Annotated in this window: 8 protein-coding genes; 4 read left to right on the top strand and 4 right to left on the bottom strand. The window is 68.1% G+C overall.

What is annotated here, in order from left to right; translation table 11 throughout:
- Positions 1-124: 124 nt before the first annotated feature.
- Positions 125-1,054 (bottom strand): ArsR/SmtB family transcription factor, encoded by a 930-nt coding sequence (locus tag E2F46_RS13525; protein ID WP_133322952.1) that lies wholly within the window; start codon positions 1,052-1,054, stop codon positions 125-127.
- A 162-nt stretch (positions 1,055-1,216) separates the two neighbouring features.
- On the opposite strand from E2F46_RS13525, the gene E2F46_RS13520 reads away from it, so the two are divergent.
- The 4 genes from E2F46_RS13520 to E2F46_RS13505 all read left to right on the top strand — a co-directional run bounded on the left by E2F46_RS13520 (position 1,217) and on the right by E2F46_RS13505 (position 9,308).
- The gene (locus E2F46_RS13520) at positions 1,217-2,365 is read left to right on the top strand and encodes an acyl-CoA dehydrogenase family protein (RefSeq protein ID WP_133322950.1); all 1,149 of its coding nucleotides are present in this window, start codon (positions 1,217-1,219) and stop codon (positions 2,363-2,365) included.
- 66 nt (positions 2,366-2,431) lie between these two features.
- Positions 2,432-7,414: an NAD-glutamate dehydrogenase gene (locus E2F46_RS13515; protein WP_425599840.1), complete on the top strand. Its 4,983-nt coding sequence runs from the start codon at positions 2,432-2,434 to the stop codon at positions 7,412-7,414.
- 82 nt (positions 7,415-7,496) lie between these two features.
- Positions 7,497-8,291: an NAD kinase gene (locus E2F46_RS13510; protein ID WP_133322946.1), complete on the top strand. Its 795-nt coding sequence runs from the start codon at positions 7,497-7,499 to the stop codon at positions 8,289-8,291.
- Between the two features lie 102 nt (positions 8,292-8,393).
- A complete protein-coding gene (locus E2F46_RS13505) occupies positions 8,394-9,308 on the top strand; it encodes a 5'-nucleotidase (protein WP_133322944.1) in 915 nt (304 codons plus the stop codon).
- A 159-nt stretch (positions 9,309-9,467) separates the two neighbouring features.
- On the opposite strand, the gene E2F46_RS13500 is transcribed toward E2F46_RS13505, so the two are convergent.
- From E2F46_RS13500 to sbcB, 3 genes are read right to left on the bottom strand one after another with little or no spacing between them, the layout of a single operon-like run.
- Positions 9,468-10,001 carry a DUF2939 domain-containing protein gene (locus E2F46_RS13500; protein WP_133322941.1) on the bottom strand — a complete coding sequence of 178 codons (534 nt, stop codon included), beginning with the start codon at positions 9,999-10,001 and terminating at the stop codon, positions 9,468-9,470.
- Positions 10,001-10,687 carry a DUF2461 domain-containing protein gene (locus E2F46_RS13495; RefSeq protein ID WP_133322939.1) on the bottom strand — a complete coding sequence of 229 codons (687 nt, stop codon included), beginning with the start codon at positions 10,685-10,687 and terminating at the stop codon, positions 10,001-10,003. The genes E2F46_RS13500 and E2F46_RS13495 overlap by 1 nt, the downstream gene beginning before the upstream one ends.
- Positions 10,684-12,120: an exodeoxyribonuclease I gene (gene sbcB, locus E2F46_RS13490; protein ID WP_133322937.1), complete on the bottom strand. Its 1,437-nt coding sequence runs from the start codon at positions 12,118-12,120 to the stop codon at positions 10,684-10,686. The genes E2F46_RS13495 and sbcB overlap by 4 nt, the downstream gene beginning before the upstream one ends.
- Between the last annotated feature and the right edge of the window lie 167 nt (positions 12,121-12,287).

Here is a 12,287-nt window from a genome sequence, read left to right as displayed (position 1 = left end):
CAGGTGATGTCGTCAAGCCGACTGGTTTGCTGAAGTCACGTTGATGGCGCTTCGACGCACGACATGCCACTGGCGATGGGGGTGATTGAGTCGTGACGGAAAACACGGCGGGTCTGGACCCGCCCTACGGCTTCCTGGCGATCAGCGACACCACCTCGAAATGCGGCGGCCGTTTCTCCCGCGTCACCGTTTCGGCGTTCAGCAACTCCAGCCCGGCCTTCGACACGAACCGCCGCAGGTCCTTCTCGGTGAAGCCGAGGTTGGCGTGGCCGTAGGCCTGCACCACCGACTGGTGCTCGTGGCGGTCCAGGCTGGACAGCAACAGCCGGCCGCCAGGACGCAGGACGCGCGCAGCATCGGCCACCGCCTGCGCCGGTTTGTCGGCGTAGGTGAGGGCATGCATCAGCACCACCAGGTCGAAGCTGGCGTCGGCGAAGGGCAGGGCATGCATGTCGCCCTCGCGCACCTCGACGTTGCGGAACTTGCGCAGGCGTTCGGCCGCCGCCGCGACCACGCGCTGGCTGGCATCGACGCAGACATAGCGATGCGCATGCGGCGCCAGCAGTTCGGCAAGAACGCCGTCGCCGGACGCGATGTCCAGCACGTCGCCTGTTTCCAGCAGCGGCAGGGCGGAGCGTGCCAGCGCTTCCCAGGTGCGTCCGGGGGAATAGTGCCGCTCCATGTCGCCGGCCACGCTGTCTGCCCAGTTCTGGTCGGCGGCGCGGCTGGCCAGCACGGCTGGCACGCGTTCGGCGTCCTGGCGCAGGAGCGGATCATCGCTGCCTGTGGATAGCGCCTGCCAGAGTGCGCGCTGCGCCGCATCCAGCGATTCGTGGTCGAAGCGGTAGTAGGCCGACACCCCGGCGCGACGGTCGCGCACCAGCCCGGCCTCCTTGAGCTTGGCGAGATGGGTGGAAACGCGAGGCTGCGCGAGCCGCGTGATCGCGGACAGTTCGGCCACCGTGAGTTCCTCGCCCTCCAGCAGCGCCAGCAGGCGCACGCGGGTGGGGTCGGCCAGGACTTTCAGCCGGGACGACCAGGCTTCGAGATCCATTTATATCTCCATATCGCGATATAGAGATGATTATTCGCGTGGCACCTGCCCGCGTCAAGCATGGACCACGTGAAGCGGGGCTTGTCACGCCGCGCTGCGGCTGGGGTTCGTCATGTCCGGCGGCTACAATATCGGTTGCTACGGAAACGATAGAGGGACGACGTGGACTTCGGATTCAGCGAAGAGCAGTTGATGATCCAGGAGGTCGCTCGCCGGATCGCGCAAGAGAAGATCGCGCCCAGCGCCGAGCACCACGACCGCACCGGCGAGTTTCCGCTCGAAAACATCCGCTTGCTGGGTGAGAACGGGCTGATGGGCATCGAAGTGCCGGCCGAGTACGGTGGCGCCGGGATGGACCCGATCGCCTACGTGCTGGCGATGGTGGAGATCGCCGCGGGGGATGCGGCGCACTCGACCATCGTTTCTGTGAACAACTCGCTGTTCTGCAACGGCATCCTGACCCACGGCACCGAGGACCAGAAACAGACCCATGTGCGCGCGATCGCCGAAGGTGCCGAGATCGGCGCCTTCGCGCTGACCGAGCCGCAGTCCGGCTCGGACGCCACCGCGATGCGCTGCCGAGCGGTCAAGCAGGCCGATGGCTCCTACGTCATCAATGGCAAGAAGAGCTGGATCACCTCGGGCCCGGTGGCCAAGTACATCGTGCTGTTCGCCATGACCGAGCCGGACAAGGGCGCGCGCGGCATCACCGCGTTCCTGGTCGACACCGCGCGCGATGGTTTCCATCGCGGCAAGACCGAACCCAAGCTGGGAATCCGCGCCTCGGCCACGTGCGAAATCGAATTCAGCGACTACGTCGCGCAGCCGGCCGACGTGCTGGGCGAGGAAGGCCACGGCTTCAAGATCGCGATGGGCGTGCTGGATGCAGGCCGCATCGGCATCGCCTCGCAGGCCATCGGCATCGCCCGTGCCGCCTACGAGGCCACGCTGGAGTACGTGCGCGAGCGCAAGGCCTTCGGCGCGGCCATCGGCAGCTTCCAGATGACGCAGGCGAAGATCGCCGACATGAAGTGCAAGCTGGACGCGTCGCTGCTGCTCACGCTGCGGGCGGCCTGGCTGAAGGGCCAGGGCCGGCGCTTCACCACCGAGGCCGCGGTCGCCAAGCTGACCGCGTCCGAGGCGGCGATGTGGATCACCCACCAGGCGCTGCAGATCCATGGCGGCATGGGCTACTCCAAGGAAATGCCCATCGAGCGCTACTTCCGCGACGCCAAGATCACCGAAATCTACGAAGGCACCAGCGAAATCCAGCGGCTGGTGATCGCGCGGCACGAAACCGGGCTGCGCTGAGCCACGGCCGCATGTGTTGCCTCCGCCCCTGAACGACACCATGGCCCGCGTGAGAACGCGGGCCTCATTCCATCGAACGAGTGTTCCATGACCACGCCCAGCAAGAAGAAGACCCCCGCCCCGCGCAAGTCGGCAAGCGACGCCCGCAAGGATGCCCGCAGCGGACTGCTCGACCCGATTTTCGACGCGATCCGCAAGCGCAAGGGCGATGACGATGCCAGCGCGTTCGCCGGCGCGTTCTACCGGCGCATGACCGAGGAAGAGCTGCCGCTGCACGGGCCAGACAGCTGGGCCGCGCTGGCGATGGACCTGCTGGACTTCGCGCGCAAGCGCAAGCCGCGGACCGCCAACGTGCGCCTGTTCAACCCCACGCTGAAGTCGCATGGCTGGGAGTCGTCGCACACGGTGCTGCAGATCGTCAACGACGACATGCCGTTCCTGGTCGACTCGGTGACGATGGCGCTGGCCGAGCAGGGCATCGGCGTGCATGTGCTGGGCCATCCGGTGATCCAGATCTCGCGCGACAAGGCCGGCAAGCTGCTGGCGGTGGGCGAGGGCGAGATCGAATCGGTCATGCATTTCGAGATCGACCGCCAGACCGCCGAAAGCAATGCCCGCATCGAGCAGGTGCTGCGCAGCGTGCTGGACGACGTGCGCGCCATCGTGGCCGACTGGATGCCGATGCGCGAGAAGATGCAGCAGGCGGCGGCCGACCTCGCCACGCGCAGGATGCCGGTCTCCGATGCCGAGCGGCGCGAGGCGCAGGAGTTCCTGCGCTGGGCGGCGAACGACCACTTCACCCTGTTCGGCTACCGCGAGTACCACGTACGCAAGCAGGGCAGCGAGGAAATGCTGTGCCCGGTGGAAGGCAGCGGCCTGGGCCTGCTGCGCGCCAGCGATGCGGCCAGGCCGCGTCCGCTGAAGTCGCTGGCCGCCCACCAGTTGCGCAACGAGGGCAGCGCCGAGGCGCTTGTCATCACCAAGACCAACGCGCGTTCCACCGTGCATCGGCCCGGCTACATGGACTACATCGGCGTGCTGGGGTTCGACGACAAGGGGCGTGCCGTGTCCGAGCAGCGCTTCCTCGGCCTGTACACCTCCAGCGCGTACAACCGTCGCCCGTGGGAGATCCCGCTGGTGCGCGAGCGCTACGAGCATGTCATGAGCGAATCCGGCCTCAAGCCCACCGGCCACAGCGGCAAGGCGCTCAAACACATCCTGGAAACCCTGCCGCGCGACGAACTGTTCCAGTCGACCGCGGACGAGTTGTTCCAGCTGGGCACCGGCATCCTCGGCCTGCAGGAGCGCGTGCGCAGCCGCCTGTTCCTGCGCCGCGGCCGCTACGGCCGTTTCTACTCCGCGCTGGCCTACGTGCCTCGCGATCGCTACAACACCGAGGTGCGCCATCGCATCGAGGCGATGCTCAAGCGCGTACTGCGCGCCGACCACGTGGACAGCAATGTGCTGGTCGGCGATTCGCCGCTGGCCCAGCTGCACATGATGGTGCGTCCGCGCCAGGGCGAATCGCTGGACGTGGACCAGGCCACGCTGGAAGCCGAGCTGGCCGCCATCGTGCGCAACTGGCAGGACGACCTGCGGGACGAACTGGTGTCGCGCCATGGCGAGGAACACGGACTGGCACTGGCCGAGCGCTACGGGCGCGCCCTGTCGGCCGGCTACATCGAAGGTGCGTCGGCCTCTGCGGCGGCCACCGACGTCGAGCGCCTGGCCGGCCTGCGCGATGCCGACGACCTGCAGATCAGCTTGCAGGAATCGCCGGACCGCGTCACCGGCGAGCGCGCCCTGCGCTTCAAGCTCTACCGCCAGCACAAGGACATCCCGCTGTCCGACGCGCTGCCGATGATGGAGAACATGGGGCTGCGGGTGATCACCGAACACTCGCACCGCATCGAGGCGGACGGCACGCCGCTCTACATCCAGGATTTCGATGTCGAGCTGCGTGCGCATGGGCTGGACATCGACAGCGTCAGCGGCAGTTTCGGCGAGGCGTTCGCGCGCGTATGGCGCGGCGACGCGGAAAGCGACGGCTTCAACGGGCTGGTATTGGCGGCCGGGCTCGACTGGCGCCAGGTTTCGATGCTGCGCGGGTACGCCAAGTACCTGCAGCAGGTGGGCGTGCCGTTCTCGCAGAACTACGTCGAAGCCACGTTCGCGCGCCATCCGCTGATCGCCCGGCTGCTGGTCGAGATTTTCGAAGCGCGTTTCCACCCGGCCACGGGCAGCGAGTCGAAGGCGCAGGTCGCCGAGGGCGTGGCGCGGCTGGCCGCGCAGTTCGAGGCGCTCGCGGCCGGCGACGAGGCCACCATGGCGGTGCTGCGGCCGATCATCGACGCGCGCCGCAACGGGCGCAACGCGCAGTACGACAGCACGCGCAAGGCGCTCAAGGCGTTGCTGGACAATGTATCGAGCCTCGACGAGGACCGCATCCTGCGCGGCTTCATCGGCGTCATCGATGCCACCCTGCGCACCAGCTACTTCCAGTCGGGTGCCGACGGCCTGCCCAAGCACACCATCGCCTTCAAGTTCGACTCGTCGAAGGTGCCCGACCTGCCGAAGCCGCGCCCGTACCGCGAGATCTTCGTGTACGGCCCGCGCATCGAAGGCATCCACCTGCGCTTCGGCCCGGTGGCGCGCGGCGGCCTGCGCTGGTCCGACCGCCGCGAGGATTTCCGCACCGAAGTGCTGGGCCTGGTGAAGGCGCAGATGGTGAAGAACACCGTGATCGTGCCGGTCGGCTCGAAGGGCGGGTTCATCGTCAAGCGGCCACCCGCCAACCCGGATCGTGACGTGCAGTTCGCCGAAGGCGTGGCCTGCTACAAGATGTTCATCAACGGCCTGCTCGACATCACCGACAACATCGTCGACGGCAAGATCGTGCCGCCGCGCGACGTGGTGCGCCACGATGGCGACGACCCCTACCTGGTGGTGGCCGCGGACAAGGGCACCGCGACGTTCTCGGACACTGCGAACGCGATCGCGCGCGAGCATGGCTTCTGGCTGGACGATGCCTTCGCGTCAGGCGGGTCGGTGGGCTACGACCACAAGGGCATGGGCATCACCGCCCGCGGCGCATGGGAGTCGGTCAAGCGCCACTTCCGCGCCATGGGCCGCGATTCGCAGTCGCAGGACTTCACCTGTGCGGGCGTTGGCGACATGTCCGGCGACGTGTTCGGCAACGGCATGCTGCTGTCGAAGCACATCCGCCTGGTGGCGGCCTTCGACCATCGCCACATCTTCCTCGACCCGAACCCCGAGGCGTCGTCGTCCTACGTCGAGCGCGAGCGCATGTTCAAGCTGCCGCGTTCGAGCTGGGAGGACTACGACGCCGCGAAGATCAGCAAGGGCGGCGGCGTGTGGCCACGCAGCGCCAAGTCGATCCCGTTGTCGGCGGAAGCGCGCGAGGCGCTGGGCATCGAGGGCAACGTGGCCTCGATGAGTCCGGTGGAACTGATGTCGGCGATCCTCAAGGCACCGGTGGACCTGCTGTGGAACGGCGGCATCGGCACGTACGTGAAGGGCAGCACCGAACAGCACGCGGACGTCGGCGACCGCGCCAACAACGCACTGCGCATCAACGGCAACGAGTTGCGCTGCAAGGTGGTGGGCGAGGGCGGCAACCTGGGCCTGACCCAGCTCGGCCGGGTCGAGGCCGCACTGGGTGGCGTGCTGCTCAACACCGACTTCATCGACAACTCCGCCGGCGTGGACACCTCCGACCACGAGGTGAACATCAAGATCCTGCTCAATGGCCAGGTGCAGGACGGAAAGCTGAAGATGGAGGCGCGCAACAAGCTGCTCGCCTCGATGACCGAGGAAGTGGCCGACCTGGTGCTGTGGGACAACTACCGCCAGAACCAGGCGCTGAGCCTGATGCAGCGCATGAGCGTGACGCGCCTGGGTTCGAAGCAGCATTTCATCCGCACGCTGGAATCGCAGGGCCTGCTCGACCGCCAGATCGAGTACCTGCCGTCCGATGCCGAGATCGCCGAGCGCAAGGCGCGCGGCGTTGGCCTGACGCGCCCCGAACTGTCCGTGCTGCTGTCTTACTCCAAGCTGGTCGCCTACGAGGAACTGCTGCGCTCGGACGTGCCGGAAGACCCGTACCTGTCGAAGGAACTGCTGCGCTACTTCCCGCAGCCGCTGCAGCAGAAGTACGCCAAGGCCATGGAACAGCACCGCCTGAAGCGCGAGATCATCGCGACCGCGGTCACCAACACCATGATCAACCGCATGGGCGCGACCTTCCTGATGCGCATGCAGGAAGACAGCGGCCGCAGCATGGGTGAAGTGGCCAAGGCGTTCACCATCACCCGAGAAACGCTGGAAGCACGCTCGCTGTGGATCGACATCGACGCGCTCGACGGCAAGGTGCCGGAGTCGGTGCAGATCGACGCCCTGCAGGTGATCTGGAACCTGCAGCGTTCGTTCACGCGCTGGCTGCTGTCGCGACCGGGTGCGATCCCGGACATCACCACCGCGGTCAAGCGCTACCACGATGGCTTCCACGACATCCGCGCCGGCAAGGACATCCTGCCAGCGTCGCAGCGCCCGGCCTACGAGGCCAGCCTGCGCGAGTGGGCGGAGAAGGGCGTCCCGGAGGCGTTGGGCGGCCAGCTGGCCGCGTTGCCTTACCTGGATGCCTGCTGCGACATCATCGAACTGGCGACCGAGCGCAAGCAGAAGCCGGTGGACGTGGCCAAGCTGCACTTCCGCATTGGCCAGGCGCTCAACCTGCCATGGCTGGCCGGCCAGATCGACGCGCTGGTGGTGGAAGGCCGCTGGCACGCGGTCGCGCGCGGCGTGCTGCAGGACGAACTGGCGGCGCAACATCGTGCGCTGGTGGGACAGGCGCTGCGCATGCCCGGGCATACGGCGGATGAAAAGGTGGCGCAGTGGATCGGTCGCGACGATCCCAATCTGCGCTTCACGTTGGCGATGCTGGGCGAACTGGCGACGCAGAAGACGCTGGACTATCCCACCGCATCGGTGGCGGTCCAGCGGCTCTCGCAGCTGGTGCAGCGCAGCTGATGGCCGATGGGTGGCGCCGCGCCGCGGCGTCACCCTGCGCTATGCTGGCCGCATCGCCCAGCGACCGGATGGACACGGACCGATGAGCACGACGCCACGCATCGCTTTCCTCGGCAGCCAGACCGATGGCGCGCGCGACGCGCTGCAGGCGCTGGTGGCGCGCCACGGGCAGTGCGAACCCGCCGAGGCCGACGTGCTGTGCGCGTTGGGCGGCGACGGTTTCATGCTGCAGACCCTGCATCGCCACGGCAGCCTCGGCAAGCCTGTATTCGGCATGAAGCTGGGCACGGTGGGATTCCTGATGAACACCTACCGCAGCGGTGGCGACGGCATCGACGCGGGGCAGGACCTGCTGGCGCGCATCGCCGCCGCCGAGCCTGCCGTGCTGCGGCCGCTCGAAATGGTGGCGCAGACCGAATCGGGCGCCACCGTCGGTTCGTTGGCGTACAACGAAGTCTCGCTGCTGCGACAGACCCGGCAGGCGGCGCAGATCGCCATCGACCTCAACGGCCAGACCCGGCTGGACGAGCTGGTGTGCGACGGCGTGATGGTCGCCACCGCCGCGGGCAGCACCGCCTACAACTATTCCGCGCACGGACCCATCCTGCCGCTGGGGGCCAGCGTGGTGGCATTGACGCCGATCGCCGCCTTCCGCCCCCGGCGCTGGCGCGGCGCCTTGCTCAAGGCAGGCACGGAAGTGCGCTTCCGCGTGCTGGATCCGTTCAAGCGCCCGGTCAGCGCCACCGCCGACTCGCACGAGGTGCGAGACGTGGTGGACGTGACCATCCGCGAGTCCCGGGACCGGACGGTGACGCTGCTGTTCGACCCCGAGCACAACCTCGAGGAACGCATCCTCAGCGAACAGTTCGTGGTGTAGGGCGGGCCCCGGCCCGCCATCGCGCGGCCTCGAGGCGCACGCCACGCAACCGACAGACCGCCGTCGCACGCCCCGAGACACACCCGGCGCATAATCCCCCGCATGTCACGCACCGAACCCGTCGCCGTCCTCACCATCGCCATCTCGTCCCGGGCACTGTTCGACTTGGAGGACAGCCATGCGCTGTTCGAGAACGAGGGCATCGAACCCTACGCCGAATACCAGCGCACCCGCGAAGACGACGTCCTGGAGCCGGGCATCGCGTTCCCCCTGGTGCGCAAGCTGCTGGCGCTCAACGTCAATGCGCCACCCGATGCGCCGCGGGTCGAGGTGATCCTGCTGTCGCGCAACTCGGCCGATACGGGCCTGCGCATCTTCAATTCCATCCAGCACCACAAGCTGGCGATTTCGCGCGCCACGTTCACGTCCGGCGAGCCCACCTGGCCGTACATCCGCCCCTTCGGCGCGCAGCTGTTCCTGTCGGCGAACCCCGACTCGGTGCGCCAGGCGCTGGCTAACGACGTGGCGGCGGCGACGATCCTGCCGGCCAAGGCGCTGCCCGGCAACCTCGCCAGCGAGCAGATCCGCATCGCGTTCGACGGCGATGCGGTGATCTTCGACGACGAAGGCGAACGCGTCTCGCGCGAGGGTGGTATCGATGCCTTCCACAGGCACGAGATCGCGCGTGCGCGCGAGCCGCTGATCGGAGGGCCTTTCCGTGGCTTTTTGTCGGCCCTGCACGACCTGCAGGCGGCCTATCCCGCGGGGGAGGCCGCGCCGATCCGCACCGCGCTGGTCACCGCGCGGTCCGCGCCCGCGCACGAGCGCGTGATCCGCACCCTGCGCGAGTGGGGCGTACGCCTGGACGAAGCGCTGTTCCTCGGTGGTCGCGCCAAAGGTCCATTCCTCGAGGCCTTCGGCGCCGACATCTTCTTCGACGACTCACTGCACAACATCGACAGCGCCCGGCTGCACGTCGCCGCCGGCCACGTGCCGCATGGCGTGTCGAACCCGTAGGGCGGGTCCCGACCCGCCGCTCGTCCAGTCCCGCCATTGGACAACGAGCTCATTCCACGCCAGCGGCGACGCGGTGACAGCAATTGCGTTGGCCGGTCGCGATGTCGAGAGGACCGCGCGTCCACGGATGCAATACGCGACGGCGGGTCGAGACCCGCCCTACAGCGGCAGGTGGATGTCGCTGAGCCGCCAGCGCAGGCCGTTGCGTGTCAGCACGAACGTGGTCTCGGTGCCATCGGCAGCGGTGACCGTGGCAGTGAAGCGCGATGGCGACTCGAAGCGGTATCGCGGGTCCTGCAACGGCTGGGCGCGATCGCCGGTATCGGCACGCGTCGGCGGTGGCAGGCCGCTGGCGCGGTTCCAGACCTTGCGGCCCTCCATCAACGCGCCCAGGCCCATCGGCGTGACCATGGCGTCCACGGCGCCATCGGCCAAGCCCGCGGCCATGCGAATGCCCAGCGCCCCGGCCAGGCTGGACTGTGCATCGGCGCCGGCGCGGCGCACGATGGCCTCGCGCATCTGCAGCTTGAGGCTGTGTCGCAGCGGAGGGAAGTCGACCTGCTTCGCCAGCGCACGCGCATTCTCGGTGCGCACCGCATCGCGGATCGCGTTGATGGTCAGGAACGGGCCGGCCACGCCGTAGGCCAGCACGCCCACGACGGCAAACACGGCGATCCACGTCCACTTCTTCATCAGAACTCCAGGTCGAGCGCGGCGCACAGGTAGTCCACGAACGGCCCCAGCGCAACGAGGTCCTTCGACAGCAGCCGCACCAGCGAGGTTCCCGTCATCGTGGCATCGTCGAGCGGCCGCCAGAACACCCAGTTCCGGTGCCTGAGGTCGTCGATGAACTCGAAATCCGACGGGAAGCCGCGCGGCGGCCGCACCAGGGCTTCGCTGTCATCGAGTTCGAAGCGGCGGCGCAGCGCCGGCGCATGGGCCGCGGCTTTCCAACTGCCGGGGTTGTCGAGGATGAACTGGCGGACGCGGCGCTGGGTGTCGGTCTCCGGGTGCCACAAGCCCGCGCCGACGAAGCTGCCGCCCGGCTGCAGGTGCAGGTAGAACGACGGTGCCGGCACCTCGCGCCGGCGCGTGTGGAACAGGCGCGCGCCCTGCCAGGGTTTGTAAGGCGCCTTGTCGCCGGAGAAGCGGGTGTCGCGCTGGATGCGGAACAGCGAGCCGCCGACGGTCTTCGGATCGGCATGGAAATGCGGGCTGACGTTGGCCAAGGGCGCCTGCAGGTCGGCCAGCAGGCGCTGGAATGGTTCGCGCACGTGCGCTTCGTATGCGTCCTTGTGGTCGAGGAACCACGCCCGTTCGTTGTGGCGGGCCAGGCCACGCAGGAACTTCAGGCTTTTGTCGGTGAAATAGCGGCTCATGCCAGGCTGCCCTGCAGGTCGCGACCCCATCCGTCCAGCGCATCCAGCACGTCGCGCCGGTCTGGGTGCGTTTCGCGCAGTGTCGCGATCTCGGCGAAGAACGTCGTGAACGAGTGCTCGGACATCGTGGTGCCGTCGGCGAGGCGGACGCGGCGATAGTCGTTCCAGCGGGCGCGTTCCTCGGCCGAGAGCGTCGCAGGCCAGTTGCGCGCACGGTAGCGGAACAGCAGCTCGCCCATGCGCGGATCGCGGAAGCCGAACGTGCGCGTTCCCAGCGCCTCGGGCGGCGTGGCGCGCACGTCGGCGAACAGGCGCTTGTCGCCGTCGGGAATGAAGCCGTCGTAGAGGCCGGCATCCGCATCGCCGCGCGGGAACTCGCGCTCCAGCGCATAGACGCGGCGGACTTTTTCGGCCAGCGCCGGGCCGGCGCTGCGCAGGCGCGCGGCGTTGCGCTCGACGTCCGCCGGATCGATGGCCAGCCGGGTGAAGTCGTCCTCGCGCAGGTAGCTCCACGGCACCAGCGCCGGGCAGCGGTTGAGGTGGACTTCCTTCAGCGCGATGCGGGTCGTGCCCTCGGGCAGGGCATCGGCACGCACATACAGGCGCGCCGCGATGTCTTCCGGCGACAGGTCGAGCAGGGCATCGGGTTCGCTGGCGAGGTCGAACACGATCACCCGGCTGTCGATCTTCGGATGCCGCGCCAGCGGCAGCACGGGGGCCGCGCACAGGCGGGATGCCGGGTAGCGCTGGGAGACATGCAGTGCCGGGGTCATCGCGATGACATCCAGCTGGCTGGCGGCGAACCGCTTGTCCCGCAGTTGCAGCGCGTAGTCCCACAGCCGCGGCTGCGACTGGCGGAACAGGCGGGCCAGGCCGATCAGGGCGCGCACGTCCGACAATGCCTCGTGCGCGTCGCCGATGCGCACGCCATTGCCCGTGGCCAGGTGTTCGAGCTTGAACGAGGTGCCCTTGCCGTCCTCGCGTTGCGGCCAGGCGATGCCGTCGGGGCGCAGCGCATGCATCAGCCGCAGGGCGTCCAGCAAGTCCCAGCGAGAGTTGCCGCCGCGCCACTCGCGTTCGTACGCGTCGTGGAAATTGCGGTACAGGCCGAAGCGGACGAATTCGTCGTCGAAGCGCAGCGAGTTGTAGCCCAGGCTGCAGGTCTGTGGACGTGCCATCTCCTCGAAGATGCGGGCGAAGGCGTCGGCCTCCGGCACGCCATTCGCAAGCACGTGCTGTGGGGTGAGTCCCGTGACGAGACTGGCAGCCGGCGAGGGCAGCAGGTCGTCGGCCGGGCGGACGAGGATGTCGATGGGATCCTCGATCTCGTTGAGCGCCGCATCGGTACGGATGGCCGCGAACTGGGCGATGCGGGTGCGGCGGGGGTCGGCGCCGAAGGTCTCCAGATCGTAGAAGAGGAAGCTGTCAGCCACGGGCCGGGTTCCTGCGCAGGTCGGCAACCTCAGCCGTTGCGACGGCATCGTTCCCTCCAAAATGGGATTTCATCGAGGCGCGATCGTAGAAGAGGAAGCTGTCAGCCACGGGCCGGGTTCCTGCGCAGGTCGGCAACGTCGGCCGTTGCGACGGCATCGTTCCCTCC

This window comes from Luteimonas aestuarii (assembly GCF_004357985.1).
Taxonomy (GTDB): Bacteria; Pseudomonadota; Gammaproteobacteria; order Xanthomonadales; family Xanthomonadaceae; genus Luteimonas; species Luteimonas aestuarii.
Note: the sequence above shows the minus strand (reverse complement) of the source record. Positions and strands in the feature narration are given on the sequence as shown.

Coding starts and splice junctions, on each gene's coding strand:
- E2F46_RS13525 (WP_133322952.1), bottom strand. CDS start 1,054: ATGGATCTCGAAGCCTGGTCGTCCCGGCTGAAAGTCCTGGCCGACCCC.
- E2F46_RS13510 (WP_133322946.1), top strand. CDS start 7,497: ATGAGCACGACGCCACGCATCGCTTTCCTCGGCAGCCAGACCGATGGC.
- E2F46_RS13505 (WP_133322944.1), top strand. CDS start 8,394: ATGTCACGCACCGAACCCGTCGCCGTCCTCACCATCGCCATCTCGTCC.
- E2F46_RS13500 (WP_133322941.1), bottom strand. CDS start 10,001: ATGAAGAAGTGGACGTGGATCGCCGTGTTTGCCGTCGTGGGCGTGCTG.
- E2F46_RS13495 (WP_133322939.1), bottom strand. CDS start 10,687: ATGAGCCGCTATTTCACCGACAAAAGCCTGAAGTTCCTGCGTGGCCTG.